Genomic DNA, 21,440 nt, shown 5'->3' with positions numbered 1-21,440 from the left:
CGCCGTTTTCGGCGTCTTGGTTGTGGCCGGCCCAGCGCCGGCCCTGCAAACTCAGTCGGCGCCGGCCGTTTCCGCGAGCTCGCGGACCGTGTCGGCGATGTCCCCGTACGTCTCGAGCGCGGCTTCCTTGAGTTGCGGGATCGAGTAGTCGGGGAAGATGGGATCGGAGATATTGCGGTATTCGCGCATGTGCTGGCGCGCCACGGTGACCTTGTGCACCTCGGTCGGACCGTCGGCGATCCCCATCACGAAGGAGCCGATCACCTGCGCGGCAAACGGCATTTCCGGGGATACGCCCAGCGAGCCGTGAATGTGCAGGGCGCGGCCGGCGATGTCGCGATAGACCTTCGGCATCAGCGCCTTGATGGCGGCGATGTCCTTGCGGACCTTCTTGTAGTCCTTGTACTTGTCGATCATCCAGGCCGTCTTGAGCACATAGAGACGGAATTGCTCCAGCTCCATATAGCTGTCGGCGATCTGCATCTGCACGGCCTGCTTGTCGGCGATCACACCGTCGCGCGTGCGCCGGCTGGCCGCCCGGCGGCACATCAGATCCAGCGCCCGCTTGCAGGCGCCCACCGTGCGCATGGCATGGTGGATCCGGCCACCGCCCAGACGGGTCTGGGAAATCACGAAGGCGCCGCCGCGCTCGCCCAGAAGATGATCCTTCGGCACGCGCACATCGGTGTAGCGGACATAGCCTTCCGACCCCTCCTGCTGGCCGTAGACGGCAACGTCGCGCACGATCTCCACGCCGGGCGTCTTCGTCGGCACGATGAACATGGACATGCGGCGGTAAGGATCGCCATCGGGGTCGGTCACCGCCATGACGATCAGGAATTCGGACCATCTGGCATTGGTGGAGAACCATTTTTCGCCATTGATCACCCATTCGTCGCCATCCTCGACAGCGGAACAGGTGAACAGGAGCGGATCGGACCCGCCCTGCGGCTCGGTCATCGAGAAGGCGGAAACGATCTCGTTGTTGAGGAGCGGCTCAAGATACTTCGCCTTCTGATCCCCGGTTCCGTAGTGGGCAATGATCTCGGCATTGCCGGTATCCGGCGCCTGGCAGCCGAACACGGTCGGCGCGAAGGCGGAACGGCCGAGAATCTCGTTCATCAGCCCCAGCTTGACCTGGCCATAGCCCTTGCCGCCCAGCTCCGGGCCGAGATGGCAGGCCCAAAGGCCCTTCGCCTTCACCTCTTCCTGCAAGGGTTTGACGATGGCCCGGTGTTTCGGATTCTTCACATCGGCGGGATGAAAGCCGAGATGAACGAGCGGTTCGACCTTGTGCTTCACAAAGCTGTCGATCCAGTCAAGCTTCTCCTGGAAGTCCGGCTCGGTCTCGAAATCCCATGCCATGTCACCGTCTCCGCCGATCCGTTTTCGTATCTTGGGTACGAGCATACCTGTTTTTTGAAAACCGGCAAGACCGCCCGGTTTATAGGATTTTGAATAGGTCGGATGCGGATACACACACAAGACTGTTCAATTTTGAAGACACGGTCCGGTTTTTTCTTGCCTGAGGCCGGTCCGGATGACAAAACCCTGACAGTCGCTCGCCCGCCAATCGCATCGGAACCGGTTTTGATTTCGCACCGCTCTCCCTTCGCCGATCAGCAAGCCAGGTCTTCGAACCCGGTTTTCGAGCAAGCCGTCCAGCGCCGGTCGACGCCGGACATCCGAACCCCGATCCGATCACACAAAGAACGAGAGAACCTCCATGCGTGATGCCGTCATCGTCTCCACCGCCCGCACCCCGATCGGCAAGGCCTATCGCGGCGCCTTCAATGCCACGCCTTCGCCGACCCTGGCCGGTCACACCATCGCCGCGGCTGTCGAACGCGCAAAGATCGATCCGGCCGAAGTCCAGGACGTGGTCTACGGCGCCGCCCTGCAGCAGGGCGTGCAGCACACGATCGGGCGCACCGCTGCGCTGCGCGCCGGCCTGCCGGTCACCGTGGCCGGCATGTCGATGGACCGCCAGTGCTCCTCCGGCCTGATGACGATCGCGACGGCTGCCAAACAGGTCATCGTCGACCGAATGGACATCGTTGTCGCCGGCGGCGTCGAGTCGATCTCCATGGTGCAGACCAAGGAGATGCGCGTCGCGCCGGATCCGGAACTCGTCGCCATGCACAAGGACATCTACATGCCGATGCTGCAGACCGCCGAAGTGGTCGCCAAGCGCTACGGCATTTCGCGTGACCGCATGGACGAGTACGGCCTGCAGTCGCAGCAGCGCACCGCCGCTGCCCAGGCCGCCGGCAAGTTCGACGACGAGATCGTGCCGATGAAGTCGACCAAGATCGTCGTCGACAAGGCCACCGGCGAAACCTCGCAGCAGGAAGTCTTCCTCGAAAAGGACGAGGGCAATCGCCCCGAGACCAATCTGGAAGGCCTGCAGGGGCTGAACCCCGTCGTCGAGGGCGGCACGATCACCGCCGGCAATGCCTCGCAGCTTTCCGACGGCGCATCGTCCTGCGTGGTGATGGAAGCGGAACTGGCGGCCAAGCGCGGCCTGGCACCGCTGGGCCGCTATATGGGCATGGCGGTGGCCGGCACCGAGCCGGACGAGATGGGTATCGGCCCGGTCTTCGCCGTTCCGAAACTGCTCGAGCGCTTCGGTCTCAAGGCCGACGATATCGGTCTGTGGGAGCTGAACGAGGCTTTCGCCGTCCAGGTGCTGTACTGCCAGGACAAGCTGGGCATTCCGGCCGACAAGCTGAACGTCAATGGCGGCGCGATCTCGATCGGTCACCCCTACGGCATGTCCGGCGCCCGCATGGTCGGCCACGCCCTGATCGAGGGCAAGCGCCAGGGCGCCAAATACGTCGTCATCACCATGTGCGTCGGCGGCGGCATGGGCGCGGCAGGCCTGTTCGAAGTCCTCTAGGCGCGACTTCGGCACAAATGAAAAAGGCGCGCGGGACGGACCCGCGCGCCCTTTCTTGTTTCTGGGTCTGGGAGGGCCATCACCCTACCCCCCCCGCTTTTTCCCGGCTGAAAGCCCGGCGAAGGCCGGGCGCAGTGCCGGGATCTACCGGAAACTCGTCGCTTGAAGTGATCTTCGGTAGATCCCGGATCTGCAGCCTGCCTGCGCAGGCTTCCGTCCGGGAGAAATGAGAGAATTGGAAGACAGAGTGAGAACGCCGCAACAAGCACCGTCACCCTGACACCCGCTTTCGCGGGCGCAGGCTTCGGTCAGGGCCCAGTTCATAGGGCCGGGTGGCCGCGATCTCACACTTATCCCCCATGATGGCGCAGTACGATCCGAGCCCACCTGGCGAAAATCTCCCTTTGCGATCTGGGTCCTGACCTTCGTCAGGATGACGGAGTGTGGGGCCGTGGCCGGAAACTTATCCCCGCCCGCTCAACTGCGCGTATGCTCGCAGACGGTTTCCGGGATGGGAGGCATGAGCTCAGTCCCTTGTGCCCGGGAGCGTGCGGAGCTCGTCCGCGCCTGGTGGGTGACAGCATCAGGCTCCGGCGTGGCCATCTGCGGGGACACCGGCACAAAGCTCGACCGGCCCGTGCCTGCAGGTTTCGAGACGGGGCCCGCAAGGGACCCGGGTAAATCTCCGCGTGCGGGATGCCCCGGGCATCACCACCAAACCTTCAAATCGGACACGATGTCCGCCGTGCATCCCGCACCCCTCTCATCGCTCCAGGGTTCTGCCCGTGGAGGGTTTCGTGCTGGGGGCCTTTCCTCCCCATTTCATGGGGAGGAGGACCCGCGAAGCGGGGGAGGGGCGCCGCATAGCGGCGTAATGTCGATGCCGAGCTCCACCGCCTCCCGGCGCTCACGCGCCGGCCCCTTCGACCCGATGCTGCGCATCGGCCCACTTCCCCACAAGGTGGGGAAGAAAGAGAGAGTACCGCTTTCGCCGGATTTATTCCGGGGTCTGGTGGCCTTTCAGGCGCAGGCTCAGCCGGGCCCCGGCACAAGGCCGGGGAAAGTGGAGAGAGCGGGTAGCGCGTGAAGCCCCTACCCGGCGCGGCTGGCCTTCTTGCGTTCGTGCTCTTTCAGCCAGACCTTGCGGATACGGATCGACTGGGGGGTCACCTCGACGAGTTCGTCGTCATTGATGAATTCCAGCGCGTATTCCAGCGTCAGGCGGACCGGCGGGGTGAGGACGATATTCTCGTCCGTACCCGAGGCGCGCATGTTTGTCAGCTTCTTGCCCTTGGTCGGGTTGGCGATCATGTCCTCTTCGCGGGCATTCACGCCGATGATCATGCCTTCATAGACTTCCACGCCATGGCCGATGAACAGCTTGCCGCGCTCCTGCAGGTTGAACAGGGCAAAGCCCAGCGCCTTGCCGTCGATCATCGAGACGATGGCGCCATTGTGCCGCTGGCCCAGCTCGCCCTGGCTGCGCGGACCATAATGGTCGAAGGTGTGGAACATCAGGCCGGAGCCGGACGTCAGGGTGAGGAATTCCGAGCGGAAGCCGATCAGGCCGCGGGTCGGCACGACATAGTCGATCCGCACCCGGCCATTACCGTCCGGCACCATGTTCTTCATCTCGGCCTTGCGCTGGCCGAGGCGTTCCATGACGGCGCCCTGGTTCACTTCCTCGACGTCGACGGTGAGGCTCTCATAGGGCTCCAGCGTCTCGCCGTTTTCTTCCTTCAACACCACGCGCGGCCGGCCGACGGCCAGCTCGAAGCCCTCGCGGCGCATGGTCTCGATCAGGATGGAGAGGTGCAGTTCGCCACGGCCGGAGACGGTGAACTTGTCGGCATCGTCCTGCTGCACGACTTTCAGCGCCACATTGTGGATCAGCTCGCGGTCGAGACGGTCCTTGATATTGCGCGAGGTCACGAACTTGCCTTCGCGGCCGGCGAACGGGCTGTCATTGACCTGGAAGGTCATCGACAGGGTCGGCTCGTCGACCGAGAGCGGCGGCAGCGCCTCGACATGCTCCGGATCGCACACCGTGTCGGAGATCTTCAGATCCTCGATACCGGTGAAGGTGATGATATCGCCCGCCTGGGCGCTGTCGCGCTCGACCTTTTCCAGACCGTGGAAGCCGAAGATCTGCAGGATCTTGCCCTTCACCTTGCGGCCATCGGCCTTGGCGACGGTGACCAGCTGGTTCTTCTTCACCCGGCCGCGGGCAACGCGGCCGATACCGATCACGCCGGTGAAGGAGGAATAGTCCAGCGCCGAGACCTGCAGCTGCAGCGGGCCGTCCGGATCGACGTCCGGCCTGGGCGTGTGCGCCGTGATCATCTCGAACAGCGGCTTCATGTCGGTGCCGGTCTCGCCGGCCTCGTTCGACGCCCAGCCCTGCAGGGCGGAGGCGTAGACAACCGGGAAGTCGAGCTGGTCCTCATTGGCGCCCAGCCGGTCGAACAGGTCGAAGGTCTGGTCGACCACCCAGTCCGGACGGGCGGAGGGGCGGTCGGCCTTGTTGACGACCACGATCGGCTTCAGGCCGCGCGCCAGCGCCTTCTTCGTCACGAAGGAGGTCTGCGGCATCGGACCGTCGACCGCATCGACGAGCAGCAGTACGCCATCGACCATCGACAGCACGCGCTCCACCTCGCCGCCGAAATCGGCGTGGCCGGGCGTGTCGACGATATTGATCGACCAGTCCCCCCAGGTCACCGCGGTATTCTTGGCCAGGATGGTGATTCCGCGTTCCTTTTCCAGGTCGTTGGAGTCCATCATCCGTTCGGACACATTGGCCCGTTCGCCCAGCGTACCGGACTGTTGCAGCAATTGGTCGACCAGCGTGGTCTTGCCGTGGTCGACGTGCGCCACGATGGCGATGTTGCGCAGCTTGTCGAGGGACGCGCTCATGGGCTCTACTTTTCCTGTGGTGAAAGGGCGCGCCCTCATACGCTGTGAGGCGCGGGCTGGCCAGTGCTTATTCCGTGGCAGGGCTTGTTCAGTGCCGGTTGTTATTCCGGGGCCGCGTCGGTACGGGCCGCCGTCTGGCCGGGCAGACGCAGAGCCGGCAGGTAGTGCCAGACCAGGCTGGCGAGCGCCGACACGACGAGCGCGGCGAAGAAGACGATCAGAAAGACCTGGCGCGTACGTTCGGACACCGAGGCCTCGATATCCGCCAGCGGCACGACGGATACGAAATACCAGTCCGGGCCGGCAACCCGGCTGAAGGCGATCATCTGCCCCAGCGCCTCGGCGCGCACGATCCCGCGCGGCCGCGGATCGTCGGCGAGATAGCCGGCCAGCGCGGCCGGATCGACACGCACGGTATTGTCCTGCGCGGCCGGACGGCCGCGGGCGATCACCTGGTGATCCCGTCCCAGCATCAGGTTGACGCCGCCGGCCGGGGGCTCTTCCAGAGCGCGGGCGAGGTGATCGTTCATCATCATCGACGTTCCGAACGCGCCCAGAAGGACATTGCCTTTCAGAACCGGCTTGCGGCAGGCCGTCGCCGAACGCTCGCCCGCATCGCGGTAGACGAAGCGCGAAAGCTGGGTGCACTGCATCACGCCGTCCGGATTGGTTTCGCGCGAGAACAGGCGCGGATCCTCGTCCGCCTGCAGCGGGAAGTCGGCCGGGGCCTCGAAGCGGTAGAATTCCAGCCGGTCCTCGCGTCCGGGCGCAAACATCACCATCCGGCGGTCGGGGGTGAAATAATAGAGGCTGGAGAATTGCTGCAGCCAGGCCTCGCCCACCGTTCGCACAACATGCAGGCCGGCCAGATAGCGCCGCCGCTCTTCCAGGGTCATCGCCTCGCCATCGCCCAGAAAAGCCCCGATCCCGTAGGCATGGTCGCCGCCATCCAGATCCACACCCTGGAACAGGGCCGGCGCGCTGCGGCGGGTGCCGTCACCATAGGGCGGGAAGAAGCGGTCGAATTCAGCCTCGACCTCCTCGTCACCCAGCGTTTCGAGCCGGCGCACAAAGGCGGTCTCGGCGGCCAGGATGAAGGTCTGCGCCCGGTCGAACACCGCCTGCTCGCGCTCGCCGCGCATGCGGATATAGGTCTGCAGGGTTTCGGCCCGTGCCGCGTGCAGTGCTTCGCCGAGTATGCTCTGGACGCACGTCGCCGCCACAGCGGCAAGAGCCGCTGCGATGACAAGATGCATCACAGCGATGACGAGGTTTCTGACCAGCACCGGCGCCTCCAGATATTGTCTATACACAAAGCAAGGCGGCCCGTGCGTGATATTTGATGAGCGTGCTTTCTGGCGAAAACGGGCACTGGTTTCGCGGTCCGCAAAGTGGCAAGCCCGGAAGATATGTCAGCGGGTTTCGGGCGTGGCGGGCATGGCGTCGGCCAGCTGCCTGACGAGGGCGCAGAACTCGGCCTGGCCGGACGGCGCCAGCACGGCGCTCGCCGCCTGGGCGACCGCTTCCACATGCGGACGCAGGCGCTGGTAGAGCGCGTCGCCCTTGTCCGTGAGATAGAGATGGCTGACGCGGCCATCGACCTGCGAGGCCTCGCGCACCAGAAGGCCGGCCAGCAGCAGCGCCTTGGTGGCGCGGCTGACAATGCCCTTGTCCATCGGCGTCATCGCCACGACCTCGACTGCCGTACGGCCGGGCCGCTCGGCAATTGCCGCGAGAACCCGCCATTGCGACAGGTTGAGATCGCCCTCGCGCCGCACGATCTCGGCCGTGCGCCGTGAAATCAGGTCGGCCAGCACCGTGACCTGGTAGGGCCAGTAGCTGTCCAGCTGGATGGCATCGCCCGGCGCGGCGGCAGACAGGGATCGCGGTTCGCTCATGGCGTCATTTTAGTTGCAATCACAACTTGACGCAATAGCAACCAAACGCGTATTGTGCCGCTCCAATGGGCGTCGTGACGGCCTGTCAGGCCTTCGGCGCGGAACCCCGACCCCTGGAGACGAAACATGGCAGACCTGTTCGAAAACCCGATGGGCCTTTGCGGCTTCGAGTTCGTCGAGTTCACGGCGCCGGAACGCGGCCTCATCGAACCCGTCTTCAAGACGATGGGCTTTACCCACATCGCCAATCACCGCTCCAAGGACATCGAGCTGTGGCGCCAGGGCGATATCAACTTCCTGATCAATTACGAGCCCGGCACCCCGGCCGCCTTCTTCGCCGCCGAGCACGGCCCGTCTGCCTCGGGCATGGGCTTTCGCGTCAGGAATGCCAAGCGCGCCTACGCCATGGCCCTGGAAAAGGGTGCCCAGCCCGTCGAGACCGAAACGCGCGTCTCCGAGCTGCGCCTGCCGGCCATCCGCGGCATTGGCGGCGCCACCGTTTACCTGATCGACCGGTTCGAGGACGGCCAGTCGATCTATGACATCGATTTCGAATACATCGAGGGCGTCGACCGTCACCCGAAGGGCTGCGGCTTCAACGTGATCGATCACCTCACCCACAATGTCTACAAGGGCCGGATGGACTACTGGGCGAAATATTACGAGGACCTCTTCAACTTCCGCGAGATCCGCTATTTCGACATCAAGGGCGAGTATACCGGCCTCCTGTCGCGCGCCATGACGGCGCCGGACGGTCTGATCCGCATCCCGCTGAACGAGGAAAAGTCGGACGGCGTCGGCCAGATCGAGGAATATCTGCGCGAGTACAAGGGCGAAGGCATCCAGCACATCGCCTTCTCCTGCGACAATCTCATCGAATGCTGGGACCGGCTGAAGGAGTGCGGCGTGGAATTCATGACCCCGCCGCCGGACACCTATTACGACATGCTGGACGAGCGCCTGCCGGGCCATGGCGAACCGGTCGCCGAATTCCGCAAGCGCGGCATCCTGCTCGACGGCACGACCGAGGGCGGCAATCCGCGCCTGCTGCTGCAGATCTTCGGCGAGAAGGCCATCGGCCCGATCTTCTTCGAATTCATCCAGCGCAAGGAAGACGAAGGCTTCGGCGAGGGCAATTTCAAGGCCCTGTTCGAGTCGATCGAGCGCGACCAGATCAAGCGCGGCGTGCTGAAAACGAAGGAAACGGAAAACGCGTAGGGTTCAGATATCGCCAGCCATTCCTCATCCTCCCCCTTGATGGGGGAGGGGGACCGCACGGAACGTACGGTGGAGGGGGTGGGGGCGAGGTGTCTCCTGGACAAGCACCGGGTTTCACCCCTTCCGACCCAGCGCTGCGCGCTGGCCCTCCTTCCCCGTCAAGGGGAAGGATGAAATTTCCCGGGACACGTACCCAAGGTACATGTCCCCCATGAGGAGGCAGACATGAGCGTCAATCTCAAGCGCATCCACCACGTTGCCTATCGCTGCAAGGACGCCAAGGAGACCGTCGAGTTCTACCAGCGCGTCATGGGCATGGATTTCAAACTGGCCATCGCCGAGAACGAGGTTCCCTCGACCAAGGCGCCGGACCCCTACATGCACGTCTTCCTGGACGCCGGCATGGGCAATGTCCTGGCCTTTTTCGAACTGCCCAATTCGCCGGAGATGGGCCGCGACGGCAATACGCCGGAATGGGTCCAGCACATCGCCTTCGAGGTGGAGGACATGGACGCCCTCCTGGCCGCCAAGGCGCATATCGAGGCCGAAGGCCTGGACGTGCTCGGCCCGGTCAATCACGGCATCTTCAAGTCGATCTACTTCTTCGACCCGAACGGCCACCGTCTCGAACTGGCGGCCAATACCGGCACCGAGGAACAGATGGCCGAGCTCAAGCGCGTCGCCCGTCCGATGATCGAGGAATGGAGCCAGACCAAGCGCGCGCCCAAGCATGCCGCCTGGCTGCACGAACAGGACTAGGGCTCTCTCCAGCCCCTCACCCGAAACGCCCCGGCGCCCGCGCGCCGGGGCGTTTCTTTTTGACCCGGCATAGGCTGGACAAGCGCAGCATCGCGCGCCTAAGCTATGAATATGTTTAGATTTACTGAACTGAAGCATGCAACACGCCTCTGCTCGGGCCTTGCCGCAGCCTTGGCCTTGGGAGCGTCGCAAGCCGCAGCGCAAACCGCCTTGCCGTGCCAGGGAACCTATGAAGCCGTGACCGGAACGGTCACGCTGACCGGCCCCGGTCCCATTGTTGTCGTGTCGCCCCGCAATCGCAGCGTGGGGCCGCTTCACCTGACCTATGACAGTTGCGACCGCATCCGCCTGGTCGGGGACGGCCAGCAGATGGTCCTGACGCCCTCGGCCACGGGCGATGGCTGGACCGGGGAGCTGACCGACAGCGACGCCCGGCGCGTCTACAGCTTCGACCCGGTCACGCCGGGCCTGCTGATGAGCCACATGACCGCCGTGGGTCGCGGCGGGGTCACCGTCAATCGCGGCATGCGCCTCACCCGCATCTCCGGCACGGAAAACCAGCCGGAAGACTGCATTCTGGACGGCAATAACCAGGACCTGAGCGTCAAGGACAGCGCCGCCGAGCAATTCCTTCGCGATCGCGGACTGCAACCGCCGGAACGGGACCTGTCCTATCGCGACTATTTCCGATCGAGCGAAAGCGTGCGTACGGAAACGGCCGAGCACTACGGTATCGAGCACCGGACGGTCGAGGAGAACATCTCCTACCTGCTCAATATCGACCGCGAGTTCCTGCCGGCCAGCCGCGCCGGAACGCGCCAACGCCTGATCTGCAGCGCCGACCCGGAAACCGTCGATCCGCCACGCTACATGCTGGATTTCAAGATCACGCGCGTGGAGGACCCGGATGGTTTCGTGGTTTTTGCGCGGGTCATCGATATCGAAACCGGCGCGATCCAGGTGCAGGCTGAAGCCGAAACAACGGGTTTCGGCGAGGCCAACCTGGCAGGCGCCATGAGCGAAGCCATGTCCGGGCTTGAGGGCCATGGCGTGGAGGTCGGCGGCATGACGGACGGCATCGTCGACTGACGCGCTATCGCACAATTGCCGCCGGGACGAAGCTGGGACATCCTATCCCCATGAGGCGCACGATCCTGATATTCGCGGTCGTCCTTGCCCTGGCCGTGTTTGCTCTGGAGTGGCTGGAATACCGGTTCTGGGCGCGCCGGATCGGTGTGGAACTCTTCGTGCCGATCGTCGGAACGGGCTGTATCGTGCTGGGCATCTGGCTGGGCGTGCGGCTGACCCGTCAGGCTCCGCCGCAACCCTTCGAACGCAATGACCGGGCGATGGAAAGCCTCGGCCTGACCCGCCGGGAATACGATGTCCTGCGGGCCCTCGTCATGGGGGACGGCAACAAGGCCATGGCCCGGCGGCTCGGCGTCTCGCCCAACACCGTGAAAACCCACATCGCACGCCTTTACGACAAGCTGGACGTGTCCAGCCGGGTCCAGGCGATCGAGAAAGCGCGGGCCTTGCGCCTGATCCCGAGCCAGGGCGACCCGGTGGCCGCGACCGTCCGGTCGGGTGAAAACGGCGAAATCACCCCGATGGGTGACGACCGATCCGGCCCGCCACGCCAACCTGCCCCCGTCGATCGCACATCCGATTAAAGGGGCCGCACATGGCACGCATCATTCTCACCTTCGGCATCATTGCCGGTCTCATCGTCTCGCTTCTCATGGTCATCGGCATGACCCTCCTGGCCGGCCCCGACGGGGTCGGCTCGGAGACGGCCGGCTATCTCACCATGCTGCTGGCGCTCGCCTTCATCTTCGTCGCGATCAAGCGCCATCGTGACGTCAATCTGGGCGGTGTGATCCGCTTCTGGCCGGCGCTGGCGACCGGGCTCGGCGTCGCGGCCATTGCCGGCCTGTTCTACGTCATCACCTGGGAGATCTATTTCAACATGACCGGCGGCGCCTTCATGGACGCCTACATCACCGCGCAGATCGAAGGCCAGCGCGAGCGGGGCCTCACCGCCGGCGAGCTCGCCGCCCACGAGGCCAGCCTGCGCCAGTCCATGGCGCTCTATGCCAACTGGTGGTTCCGCATGCCGGTCACCTTCACCGAGATCTTCCCCGTCGGCGTGCTGGTCAGCCTCGTCTCGGCCGCCATCCTGCGCAATCCGAACGTCCTGCCCCGCCGCGCCTGAGACGTCCTCAGACCGTGGCCAGGCCTGCCAGAACGCCGTCCAGACGGTCATAGCTGGCCCCGGCACCTTCCCGCATCGGGCTGGCCGCCACGATGTCGCGGGCTTCGGTGCTTTCATAGGTGATGGTGATTTCGAAGGTCGTCACACCGGCCGCCTCGGTCAATCGCGTGGTGACGATGGCCGAGCCAGGATACCAGCTCATGTCGAAGCGTTCGGTGTGCACGATCAGGTCCGGACGCTCGATCTCGAGATAGCGTCCGCCCATCCCCATCTCCTCGCCGCGCTCGGCATGGGTCCAGACATAACGATAGAGGCCGTCCACCTGCAGGTCGATCTCGCAGACCGACAGGATCCAGCCGTCCGGTCCCAGCAGCCAGCGCTTGACCAGGTGCGGCTCGGTGAGCGCCCGGAAGACCAGCGCCTTCGGCGCGTCGAAACGGCGGGTCATGACAAGCTCGCGCTCGCCTTTCGGGGCGACCTCAAGTGTGTGTCGATACATGGGATTTCCTCCAGAGATTTTGTGATCAGTGGTCGCGGGGGCCGGGCTCGTGGCCGGCCTTCATGTCGTCGAGCAGATCGTCGAGAGCCCGGAAGCGGGCATCCCAGAGCTTGCGGAATTCCTCCAGCCAGTGCGTCGCCTGGGCCAGCGTCTCGGGCTGTATCCGGCAGGGACGCCGCGTCCCGTCACGGCTGCGGGTAATCAGCCCGGCCTTCTCGAGAACCTTGAGATGCTTGGAGATCGCCGGCTGGCTGAGCGTGAAGGGCTCGGAGAGCTCCATCACCGTCGCTTCGCCGCTGGCGAGCCGGGCGAGAATGGCCCGCCGGGTGGGATCGGCCAGAGCCGTAAACGTCGTGTCGAGATCCGACATATTTCACCATTTAGTTATATAGCTTATGGGTGAAATATATGACGAACCTGCATCCGTCAACCCGGCCCGGCCCCGATATTGCAAACAAAACCTTAACGGCCGCGAGTGTTGCAATTCGGGCCGCGGCGTAGAAGGCTAAGGGGATGACGAAGATGGCGAACGAACAGGCCCTCACCGAAGACGAACACAAGACCATGCGCATCCTGTGGGACCGCGGCGGTGCGTCTGTGGGCGAGCTGTCGGTTGCAACCCGCCGTCCGGCCGGCGAGACCCTCGCCATGCTGCAGCGTCTGCGCCGCAAGGGCGCCGTCGACCGGCACCGCACCGCGCGCGAGATCGTCTACCGTCCGTGCCTCAATCGCGAGACCGCCCGCACCCACGCCCTCGGCCGCCTGCTGACGGCCGATGCGCCGGCGAATGATACCGGGCTGGGCGTGGTCGTGCTGCGCGAATGCGATGTCGACCCGCAGGACTGGGCCGACCTGCAGGCGGAAATCGCCGAGAAGGCTGCTGCGCGGCGTTAGAGCATTTTCAGCAAAAGTGGGAACCGGTTTTGCGGTTCGAAAATGCGGCCACTCAAAAGCCAGAGCCATTTCATCGGCCGCAATGGCGATGAGATTGCGCTAGTTTTCTGCCAGAAACGCCCGCACATCTTCCAGAGTCCGGTCGGGCGCTTCCTCGTGCGGGATGTGGCCGAGATCGTCGTAGACAACGAGCTGCGCATCCGGCATCGCCGCCTCGAAACGGGCCGCGTGATCGACCGGCACCATACCGTCGCGGCCGCCCCACAGGATCAACGCCGGCACCGTCACCCGCGCGAGATCCGCTTCGGGTGCCGGCAGGGTGAAGACCTCCAGCCGCTCGACCAGCGCCTCGCCCACGCCCTCGCCCTGCATCAGCCCGTACACACGGCCCGGCAGGTCCGGATCCATGCGCGCCGGGTCGCCGAACAGCGCCGCCGTCGCCCCTGCGACAACCGGCTGCGGACCCTGGGTGAGATAGAAGCGCACGCCGACCGGTACATCGACCGGTTCCTCGGTGACGCCATTGATCGAGAAGCCGCCCGGCGCGACGAGCACCAGTTTCTCGACCCGGTCGCCATGATCGGCGGCATAGCGCCAGGCGACCAGACCGCCGAGTGAATTGCCCACCAGCGTCGCGCGGTCGATATCCATCGCGTCCATCAGACCGCCCAGGAATTCGACCGTTTGCGGCACGGAGTAGCGCGCCTGCGGATCCGGGCCGGTCAGGCCATGGCCCGGCAGGTCCATGCGCACGACGCGGTAATTGGCGGAAAGCGCGTCCGCCCAGTCATCCCAGCTTTCCAGCGAGAAGGAGAAGCCGTGGATCATCACGATGACCGGGGCATCGTCCGGTCCCTCGACGCGAACCCGCGCCGTGACACCGTCGACATCGACCAGCCGGTCCTGTGCACTCCACCAGGGCGAGTCGATCGCCGCTTCAGGGGCCGGTCCGGAGCCGCCGCGTCCGAAGACGAACCAGGCGATACCGGCGACGATCGCCAGCAGAAGAAGGATGAGACCAAGCGTGCGCATCATGACGGAAGCTCCGGGCGGGAGAAAGGAAATGGCCGGCACTGCAGATCGCAGCGCCGGCCCAGTCTGGCAGCTTTCGGGCGCGCCGGGGAGGGACCAGCCCGCCCTGGCTGTGCCTAGTAACGGAACGCGATGGTTCCGGTGATCGTCATCGGGTTGCCGTAGTAGGCGGTCAGCGTGCCCGCCTGGCCCAGCTCCGGTGCGAAGGTGGTGTTGTTGACGAAGTCATAGCCGGCGACGATGTATTCCTCGTCCGTCAGATTGCGGCCATGAAGGCCCAGCTGCCAGCGATCGTCGGCGCTGTCCCACACCACAGAGGCGTTGAACAGCGTGTAGGCTTCCTGGTCGAGCGCCTCGAAGGGCACTTCGAACTGGGTGGAGTCGCCGCGATGGCTCACCGTGCCCAGCATGGTCAGGTCGCCGCCCGCGAACGGCGTCATGTAGGTCAGCGTGGCGCTGGCCGTCATGTCCGGCGTGTTCTGGATTTCCACATCGTCGGAGATGTCGACGCCGAAGGCGTTGATGAACTGGTCGTACTGGCCGTCCAGAATGCCGACCGCCCACACCAGGTTCAGATTGTCGCCTGGATTGATGAGGTCGTCGGCAATGTCCAGCATGCCTTCATACTCGATGCCCTGGATGGTGGCGGCACCGGCATTGGTCGTCACGCCCGTGAAGGTGTCGTTGACGCCGTCATTGTCGGTATCGATACCCACCGAACCCGGGACCTGGACGTCGGTATAGTCCATGTAGAAATAGGCCAGTGCGTGGCGGTAGCGGCCATTCTCGTACTTCCAGCCGATTTCATAGCTGTTCACGGTCTCCGGATCGAAGCTCATGAACTCGAAGACTTCCGCTTCGCTGACGGTGCCGTTCTGGTCGAAGTCCGGCGCACCCGTGGTCTGGGCCCGCGGGTCGAAACCGCCGCCCTTGAAGCCGCGGCTGAAGGTTGCGTAGAAATTGTTCTCTGCATCCGGCTGCCAGGCCAGCGAGATCGACGGGCTGAAATCATCCCAGGTATTGGTGCCCAGGAAATCCGACGTGGTCGCGATCGACACGCCTGCACCACCGAAATATTCGGAGAAACCGCCCAGATAGGTGCGGCGCAGGACGCGCGAGGTACGTTCGTCCTCGGTATAGCGGCCGCCCACCGTCAGGCTCAGCTGATCGGTCAGGTCATAGGTGAAGTTGGCAAACAGCGACCAGGTCTTGGTGTCCACATCGCCATAGGTCTGGGCGTTGAGGCCGGCCAGCGTGGTGTCGAGCAGCACGTCGAACACGGTGTAGGCGCTGGCGTCGAGATAGTAGTAGCCGATCACACCGTTCAGGCGCTCGCTGGAATAGAGCAGCTGGAATTCTTCGGAGAACTGCTCGTTCTCGTAGATCGCCGGCACGTCGAAGTCGCCTTCCGGAAGGCTGTCGAAATCGATCGGCGTGACCGAAGCGTCTTCGCGGCTGGACAGGATGTTGCGCACCGTGAAGTGCTCGTTGATTTCCCATTCCGCCGTCAGCGAGAGGCCCTCGGCCTCGACGCTCTGCCGGACCACGTCCAGACCGGCGCGGGTGTCGAAGACATCGTCCAGAACCGGATAGCTCGGCGTGTAGCCCGGCGCACTCGGGATCAGGCGGTGGCCGCCGCGCGGGTTGGAGTCATCCTCGACGCGGTCATAGGCGAGACGGAAGAACAGGTCGGCCGTCGGCTCCCATTCGGCGCTGACGCGATAGCCCAGCACATCCTTGTTGTAGTTGTCCTGGCCGGTATAGAGATTGTCGCCGAAACCGTCGCGCTGCAGGTTGGCCACGGCACCGCCGACGCGGAAGGTGTCGGTCAGCGGCACGCTGCCGGACACGATCTGGTCGAGCTGGTTGTAGGACCCGACATTGATGCGGGCATCCAGGGTCGGTGCGTCCGGGTCGAGACGGCTGGTGACGTATTTGACGGCGCCGCCGACCGTGTTGCGGCCGTACAGCGTGCCCTGCGGGCCGCGCAGCACTTCGATGCGCTCGACATCATAGATGTCCAGAACGGCCGATTGCGGACGGTTGAAATAGACGTCGTCGACATAGATGCCGACACCGGCCTCGAAGCCGGCGACCGGATCCTGCTGGCCGATACCGCGGATGAAGGCGGTCAGCGTCGAATTGGTGCCGCGGGAGACTTCCAGCGTGACGTTCGGCGTGACTTCCGCCACGGCGGTAATGTCGATGGCGCCGGTGCGCTCGAGCTCGGCACCCGACAGGGCGGAGACGGAAAGCGGCACGTCCTGCAGCGTTTCCTCGCGGCGGCGGGCGGTGACGGTGATGACGTCGCGGGTTTCAGCCGCGCCGGCATCGTCCTGAGCCAGGACCGGCGCCGAAATCAGCGCGGCCGAGGCGACCGTGCTCGCAAGGAGGACGGCTTTGGTGATCGTTTTCTTCATGACGAGAAACTCCCCTCGATATTTTCTGGGTGGGTGACGCCGGCCTGGACCTGGCTGGCGAATTGCTGGACCGCTTCGGCGAACTCTTCGGGTTGCTCGAGATGCGGCGCGTGCCCGGACTGGGCGAAGGCCTTGCCCTGCGCATTCGGCAAGGTGTCGACGAGATACCGGCTCGTGGCGGGGTTGTAGGCCTGGCTGGCCTCGCCCCAGGTCACCAGAACCGGCAGAGACATGGCGGGCAGGGCCGGACGGAAATCCTGTCCGGCCATGGATTCCCAGAGGGCCGCCATGGCTTCGGCGTCGCACTGGTGCAGTTCCACCAGCACGCGCTGAATGAGATCCGGATCGCGGCTGGCGCGATCGCGGGAGAAGATGTGGCGCACAAAGGCGGCCGCGTAGGCCGGCCAGTTCGAGCGCATCGCGTCGAGCGCGCGCTGGCTGCCGGCCGTATCCATGCCGCTGGCCATGCCGAGCGGCCAGTCGTCCGTGTTGAGAATGCGCGGGCTCATATCCTCGACCACGAGGCCGGCCAGACGGTCCGCTCCATGGCGTTCGATCAGGCTCCAGAGCACCTGGGCGCCCATCGACCAGCCCAGCGCGACGGCACCGGTGATGTCGAGCGTGTCGAGAAGCACAACGAGATCGTCGGCAAGCGTGTCGATATCCGGCCTGCCGGGCCCCGCCGGCGTCTGTCCGTGCGCCCGCAGATCGGGAATGATGACGCGGAAGTCCTGCTTCAGGAGATCGACAATCGGATCGAAAAACCGTCCGGAGGCCGCCCAGCCATGCACGAGCAGCAGGACCGGCCCCTGCCCGGCATCCCGGTAGGCCATGTCCGTCCCATCCGGCAGTGCGAGGCTTTTCAGCACCCCGTCACGGCCGGCCGGATTGTCCGAGCGGATATTCAGCACGGTTCCGACAACTCCTGGATCCTCCCCCGCCCTGGCTTTCATGCCATATTGCGTGGGAAGCAATTTTGTGAAAACTGAATCATATGTCAACTTTGAACACGACCACGACGGCGAAAAAGCCGAAGACCGCGCGCGGCCAGCGCACCCGGGCAAAGCTGCTGGATGCGGCGGAAGGGGCTTTCGGGGAAGGCGGATTCCACACCACATCGATCGGCGACATCACCCGCCGTGCGTCGGTGGCTCTGGGCACGTTCTACGTCTATTTCGACTCCAAGGACGAGATTTTCCGCGCCCTCGTCGCCCATATGGGCGAGATGGTGCGCGGCTGGATCGCCGAACGGGTGAAGGGGGCAAGGGACCGCATGGAGGCCGAGCACCTCGGCCTGGTCGCCTATATCGAATTTGCCCGCGCCCACCCCAATCTCTACCGCATCATCGAGGAGGCCCAGTTCGTCGCACCGGACGCCTACAAGGCCCACTATGACCGGTTCGCCGAACGCTATTGCCGCAACCTGTCCGAGGCCGCCGAGCGTGGCGAGATCCGCGAGGGCGACGAGACGGTGCGCGCCTGGGCGCTGATCGGGATGAGCGTGTTTCTGGGTCTGCGCTATGGCATCTGGGATACGCAAAGCAGTGCCGAGGACGTCGCCCGCAAGGCCGCCGACCTGATCCGCCGGGGCCTGGAAGCGTGAGCGCGGCCGCTGCAGCCTCCACCGGCACCGTCCGGGCAGAGACGCGCAGCGGCGTGTTGCGGCTGGTGCTCGACCGGCCGCACCGGGGCAATGCGCTCGTCCCGGACCTGCTGGACGGCTGTCTCGATGCGCTGGACACGGCCGGCGATATCCGCGCTGTGGTGGTGACCGGGGCCGGGCGCGCCTTTTCCGCCGGCGGCGATGTCGGGGAATTCCGTGCCCGCGCGGACGACCGCGAGGCGCTGCTGGCCTATTCGGAGCGCGTGGTCGGCACGCTGAACCGGGTGATCCTGCGCCTGCGCGACATGCCCTGCCCGGTCATCGCGGCCGTCAACGGACCGGTGACGGGCGGATCGGTGGGCCTGATGCTCGCGGCCGACATGATCCTCATGGACGCGACGGCTTTCATCCAGCCCTATTATGCCCGCATGGGCTTTGCGCCGGATGGCGGCTGGACGGCGCTGATGCCGGAACGCATCGGCCGCGCCCGCACCGCCCGCTGGCTCGCCTTCGACGAACGGCTGGACGCCCGCGGCGCGCTGGCCATCGGTCTGGTCGACCGGGTGGTGGAAACGGGCGGCATGGATGCGGAGATCGACCGGCAGCTCGCCGCACTCGAACCGCTCGATCCCGGCCTTGCCCTGACATCCCGGCACCTGCTCGACGCGCAGATCGCCGGGCCGGACCTGGCCGGACGCCTGGACCAGGAAAAAAGCGAATTTCTCGACCGCATTGCCCGCGAGGACACAAGAGCGCGCATGAACGCCTTCCTCGCCGGCGCGAAATAGCATGCCCATTCGGGAGGACTGGCATGGACATACTGACCGATATCACGGCGCGCCGCGCCGCGCTGGCACCTGACGCGACCGCCTTCCACATTGTGGAGACCGGCGAGACGCTGAGCTATGCCGCCCTCGACCGGCGCAGCGCCTGTGCCGCCAGCCTGCTCGCGGCCGAAGGGATCGATGCGGGCGACCGGGTCGCCATCCTGTGCCGCAACCGGGTCGAGTTCTTCGAGATCCTGTTCGCCTGCGCCAAGCTGGGCGCCATCCTGGTGCCGCTGAACTGGCGCATGCCGGCCAGCGAGCTGGACGGGCTGGTCGAAGACTGCACACCGAAACTCATCGTTTTTGGCGATGAGGATCGCGAGACCGCCGCCGTGCTGGCCCGCACGCACAGCCTTGCCAGCCTCGATCTGGAAACCGGTTATGCCGGCCGCCGCGACGCCCTCGAACCCCACGCCGGCCGCACGGCCTGGCCGGGCGGGGAGCCCTGGTATCTGATCTACACCTCCGGCACGACGGGCCGGCCCAAGGGCGTGATCCAGACCTATCGCATGGCCCTGGTGAACGCGATCAATATCGGCCAGGCGATCGGCCTGCGTCCGGGCGATGCGACGCTGAACTTCCTGCCGCTCTTCCACACGGCCGGCATCAATCTTCACACCCTCCCGGTGCTGATAAACGGCGGCAAGGTGCACATCCTGCCCGGCTTCGATCCGGCCGCAACGCTGGCCCTGATCGATGCCGGCGAGCTGGATGTCTTCATCGGCGTGCCGGCGGTCTATCGCGAACTGACCCTGCATCCCGATTTCGAAACCACCGAACTGACCCGGCTGCGCCACTGGTCCTGCGGCGGCGCGCCCTTGCCGGACGTGCTGGTCGAGACCATGGCCCGCAAGGGGGCGCTGGTGTGCAACGGGTTCGGCATGACCGAGACCGGGCCCACCGCCTTCCTCTCCGATGAGGCCAACGCCCTGCGCAAGATCGGCTCGGTGGGCAAGGCGCAGGTGCTTGTCGAGGCGCGCGTCGCCGGACCGGACGGCCGCGCCCTGCCGCCCGGCGAGACCGGCGAGATCCAGTTCTTCGGCCCCGGCCTCACCCCGGGCTACTGGCAGCGGCCGGAGGAAACCGCCGCCCTCTTCACACCCGATGGCTGGCTGAAGAGCGGCGATCTCGGCCGCTTCGACGACGAGGGCTATTGCTATGTCGCCGGCCGGATCAAGGAGATGTACATCTCCGGCGGCGAGAACGTGTATCCGGCCGAGGTCGAGAACGTGCTGTCCCTCCACCCGGCCGTGCAGGAAGCCGCCGTCGCCGGCGTGCCCGACGAGAAATGGGGCGAGGTGGGCTGCGCCCACATCATCCTGCGCCAGGGCCGGAGCGCCGACGCGAAAACCCTGTCGGACTGGTGCCGCGAACGGCTCGCCGCCTACAAGGTGCCGCGCCATTTCCGCTTCACCGACGACCTGCCCCGCACCGCTGCCGGCAAGGTCCAGAAGCATCTCCTGCCCGTGCCCGAGGCTCTCACATGAGCCGCCGCGCGACGCTGGAGAAGACCTTCACCCAGGCCGATTTCGACGCCTTCGCCGCCCTCTCCGGCGACGATAACCCGATCCATGTCGACCCGGACTTCTCGGCCCGCACCCGGTTCGGCCGCACTGTCGCGCATGGCGCGCTCCTGTGTTCGGTGCTGCGCGGCCTGGTCGAGGAGATCGTGCCCGGCGGACGGCAGATCCGCCAGTCGACCATGTATCCCGCCCCCTCGCCCGCCGGTGAAGCCCTGCGCTTTGAAGCCGAGACGACCGGCGAGACCGCGGACCGGATCACAATCGCCCTCACCGTGACCCGGCTGGCCGATGGCGAAGTGACCTGCCGCGGCGAAACGGAGGTGGCCCCATGCCGCTGAGCGAAGGCCTGAGCGCACAGACGACCCGCACTTTCACCCGCGCCGATATCGACGCCCTGCAGCGTCTCACGGGTGCCCCCGACAGCGGCACCAGCGTGCCCGAAGCGCTGATCAACGGGATGTTTTCCTATCTCCTGGGCGTCGACCTGCCCGGCCAGGGTACGAATTATCTCAAGCAGGAAACCGAGTTTCTCGCCGATGCGCCGCTGGACGCGCCCGTGACCGCGACGGTCGAGATCACCCGCCTGCGGCCGGACAAGCATCTGGTGGACCTCGCCACCACCTGCCGCACACAGGACGGCACTCTGGTCGCCCGCGGCCGCGCCCTCGTACTGGCGCGCGATGTCGCCGGCGCCTTTGCCTGACGCCACAACCTGCGCGCGGGATTGCGCTTTTCAT

The 21,440-nt window shown here is 65.3% G+C and carries 21 protein-coding genes; 12 read left to right on the top strand and 9 right to left on the bottom strand.

The features are described from left to right. Positions 1-51: 51 nt before the first annotated feature. Positions 52-1,365 (bottom strand): acyl-CoA dehydrogenase family protein, encoded by a 1,314-nt coding sequence (locus tag PKE71_RS06780; protein ID WP_271186191.1) that lies wholly within the window; start codon positions 1,363-1,365, stop codon positions 52-54. Between the two features lie 361 nt (positions 1,366-1,726). Here PKE71_RS06780 and PKE71_RS06775 point away from each other — a divergent pair, with 361 nt between their 5' ends. Continuing rightward, a complete protein-coding gene (locus PKE71_RS06775) occupies positions 1,727-2,899 on the top strand; it encodes an acetyl-CoA C-acyltransferase (RefSeq protein ID WP_271186190.1) in 1,173 nt (390 codons plus the stop codon). A gap of 1,092 nt (positions 2,900-3,991) precedes the next feature. Here the strand turns inward: PKE71_RS06775 and typA are convergent. The 3 genes from typA to PKE71_RS06760 form a co-directional block, all read right to left on the bottom strand. Beyond that, positions 3,992-5,815 carry a translational GTPase TypA gene (gene typA, locus PKE71_RS06770; protein ID WP_271186189.1) on the bottom strand — a complete coding sequence of 608 codons (1,824 nt, stop codon included), beginning with the start codon at positions 5,813-5,815 and terminating at the stop codon, positions 3,992-3,994. Positions 5,816-5,916: 101 nt separating this feature from the next. Further along, positions 5,917-7,101: a hypothetical protein gene (locus PKE71_RS06765; protein WP_271186188.1), complete on the bottom strand. Its 1,185-nt coding sequence runs from the start codon at positions 7,099-7,101 to the stop codon at positions 5,917-5,919. Positions 7,102-7,227: 126 nt separating this feature from the next. Then, positions 7,228-7,713 carry a MarR family winged helix-turn-helix transcriptional regulator gene (locus tag PKE71_RS06760; protein ID WP_271186187.1) on the bottom strand — a complete coding sequence of 162 codons (486 nt, stop codon included), beginning with the start codon at positions 7,711-7,713 and terminating at the stop codon, positions 7,228-7,230. A 126-nt stretch (positions 7,714-7,839) separates the two neighbouring features. On the opposite strand from PKE71_RS06760, the gene hppD reads away from it, so the two are divergent. The 5 genes from hppD (at position 7,840) to PKE71_RS06735 (ending at position 11,905) form a co-directional block, all read left to right on the top strand. Continuing rightward, a complete protein-coding gene (hppD, locus tag PKE71_RS06755; protein ID WP_271186186.1) occupies positions 7,840-8,931 on the top strand; it encodes a 4-hydroxyphenylpyruvate dioxygenase in 1,092 nt (363 codons plus the stop codon). 225 nt (positions 8,932-9,156) lie between these two features. Continuing rightward, entirely contained in the window at positions 9,157-9,690 is a 534-nt protein-coding gene (locus PKE71_RS06750; protein WP_271186185.1) for a VOC family protein, read from the top strand. Between the two features lie 237 nt (positions 9,691-9,927). After that, entirely contained in the window at positions 9,928-10,779 is an 852-nt protein-coding gene (locus tag PKE71_RS06745) for a hypothetical protein (RefSeq protein WP_271186184.1), read from the top strand. 50 nt (positions 10,780-10,829) lie between these two features. Next, the gene (locus PKE71_RS06740; RefSeq protein WP_271186183.1) at positions 10,830-11,363 is read left to right on the top strand and encodes a helix-turn-helix transcriptional regulator; all 534 of its coding nucleotides are present in this window, start codon (positions 10,830-10,832) and stop codon (positions 11,361-11,363) included. 11 nt (positions 11,364-11,374) lie between these two features. Then, positions 11,375-11,905: a DUF4199 domain-containing protein gene (locus PKE71_RS06735; protein ID WP_271186182.1), complete on the top strand. Its 531-nt coding sequence runs from the start codon at positions 11,375-11,377 to the stop codon at positions 11,903-11,905. Positions 11,906-11,912: 7 nt separating this feature from the next. Here PKE71_RS06735 and PKE71_RS06730 read toward each other — a convergent pair whose 3' ends face one another. After that, on the bottom strand, positions 11,913-12,404 hold the full coding sequence (locus PKE71_RS06730; protein WP_271186181.1) for an SRPBCC family protein: 492 nt from the start codon (positions 12,402-12,404) through the stop codon (positions 11,913-11,915). Between the two features lie 25 nt (positions 12,405-12,429). Beyond that, a complete protein-coding gene (locus tag PKE71_RS06725; protein WP_271186180.1) occupies positions 12,430-12,774 on the bottom strand; it encodes an ArsR/SmtB family transcription factor in 345 nt (114 codons plus the stop codon). Positions 12,775-12,926: 152 nt separating this feature from the next. On the opposite strand from PKE71_RS06725, the gene PKE71_RS06720 reads away from it, so the two are divergent. Continuing rightward, a complete protein-coding gene (locus tag PKE71_RS06720; protein ID WP_271186179.1) occupies positions 12,927-13,298 on the top strand; it encodes a BlaI/MecI/CopY family transcriptional regulator in 372 nt (123 codons plus the stop codon). A 99-nt stretch (positions 13,299-13,397) separates the two neighbouring features. Here PKE71_RS06720 and PKE71_RS06715 read toward each other — a convergent pair whose 3' ends face one another. The 3 genes from PKE71_RS06715 to PKE71_RS06705 all read right to left on the bottom strand — a co-directional run bounded on the left by PKE71_RS06715 (position 13,398) and on the right by PKE71_RS06705 (position 17,661). Further along, positions 13,398-14,333: an alpha/beta fold hydrolase gene (locus PKE71_RS06715; RefSeq protein WP_271186178.1), complete on the bottom strand. Its 936-nt coding sequence runs from the start codon at positions 14,331-14,333 to the stop codon at positions 13,398-13,400. Positions 14,334-14,446: 113 nt separating this feature from the next. After that, positions 14,447-16,750 carry a TonB-dependent receptor gene (locus PKE71_RS06710; protein ID WP_271186177.1) on the bottom strand — a complete coding sequence of 768 codons (2,304 nt, stop codon included), beginning with the start codon at positions 16,748-16,750 and terminating at the stop codon, positions 14,447-14,449. Next, the gene (locus tag PKE71_RS06705; protein ID WP_271186176.1) at positions 16,747-17,661 is read right to left on the bottom strand and encodes an alpha/beta fold hydrolase; all 915 of its coding nucleotides are present in this window, start codon (positions 17,659-17,661) and stop codon (positions 16,747-16,749) included. Before PKE71_RS06705 ends, PKE71_RS06710 begins: the two co-directional genes overlap by 4 nt. An 83-nt stretch (positions 17,662-17,744) precedes the next feature. Between PKE71_RS06705 and PKE71_RS06700 the strand changes: the two genes are divergently transcribed. The 5 genes from PKE71_RS06700 to PKE71_RS06680 are packed head-to-tail and all read left to right on the top strand — an operon-like array spanning position 17,745 to position 21,406. Further along, positions 17,745-18,353: a TetR/AcrR family transcriptional regulator gene (locus PKE71_RS06700; protein ID WP_271186175.1), complete on the top strand. Its 609-nt coding sequence runs from the start codon at positions 17,745-17,747 to the stop codon at positions 18,351-18,353. Next, positions 18,350-19,141, top strand: coding sequence for an enoyl-CoA hydratase/isomerase family protein (locus tag PKE71_RS06695; protein WP_271186174.1), 792 nt, complete (start codon positions 18,350-18,352; stop codon positions 19,139-19,141). The genes PKE71_RS06700 and PKE71_RS06695 overlap by 4 nt, the downstream gene beginning before the upstream one ends. A gap of 23 nt (positions 19,142-19,164) precedes the next feature. After that, complete coding sequence (locus PKE71_RS06690) at positions 19,165-20,667, top strand: AMP-binding protein (protein WP_271186173.1); 1,503 nt, start codon at positions 19,165-19,167, stop codon at positions 20,665-20,667. Next, complete coding sequence (locus tag PKE71_RS06685; protein WP_271186172.1) at positions 20,664-21,041, top strand: MaoC/PaaZ C-terminal domain-containing protein; 378 nt, start codon at positions 20,664-20,666, stop codon at positions 21,039-21,041. The genes PKE71_RS06690 and PKE71_RS06685 overlap by 4 nt, the downstream gene beginning before the upstream one ends. Beyond that, positions 21,032-21,406: a hotdog family protein gene (locus PKE71_RS06680; RefSeq protein ID WP_271186171.1), complete on the top strand. Its 375-nt coding sequence runs from the start codon at positions 21,032-21,034 to the stop codon at positions 21,404-21,406. Before PKE71_RS06685 ends, PKE71_RS06680 begins: the two co-directional genes overlap by 10 nt. The last annotated feature ends 34 nt before the right edge of the window (positions 21,407-21,440 follow it).

Source organism: Maricaulis virginensis, from assembly GCF_027922185.1.
In the GTDB taxonomy this organism is placed as follows: domain Bacteria; phylum Pseudomonadota; class Alphaproteobacteria; order Caulobacterales; family Maricaulaceae; genus Maricaulis; species Maricaulis virginensis.
This window is presented reverse-complemented; position numbering and strand designations above follow the sequence as displayed.